Origin of the sequence: Streptomyces sp. NRRL S-495, from assembly GCF_000966955.1 — a bacterium.
Lineage (GTDB): Bacteria > Actinomycetota > Actinomycetes > Streptomycetales > Streptomycetaceae > Kitasatospora > Kitasatospora purpeofusca.
Window position 1 is genome coordinate 1 of the sequence record NZ_JZWY01000062.1, and the last position, 379, is coordinate 379.

The 379-nt window shown below is 71.0% G+C and carries 1 pseudogene; it reads left to right on the top strand.

Annotation, left to right across the window (positions count from 1 at the left end):
* Positions 1–379, top strand: a pseudogene (locus tag VR45_RS04580) (hypothetical protein); the annotation flags it as partial.

Genomic DNA, 379 nt, shown 5'->3' on the forward strand with positions numbered 1-379 from the left:
CCCGTGAGGGCATCGGCACCGGCGGCGACGTCCGGCCCGTCGGGCAGAGCCCGTTGATCCTGGACGTCTCCGAGGTCTCCGGGAACCCCTCGGTCAGGCCGACCGCGGTGGTCCTCAACGTCACCGTCACCAACCCGACCGGCGACAGCTACCTGGCGGTCTACGCTCCCGGCGGGGTCCGCCCCACCACCTCCAACCTGAACTTCTCGCCCGGCCAGACCGTGCCCAACCAGGTCACCGTCCCGGTCGGCTCCGACGGCCGGGTGGCCTTCTTCAACCATGTCGGCACCACCGACGTCATCGCCGACCTCGCCGGCTACTTCACGCTCGACAAGGCCGCGTCGACCTTCGTCGCCAACGGCCCGACCCGGCTGCTGGA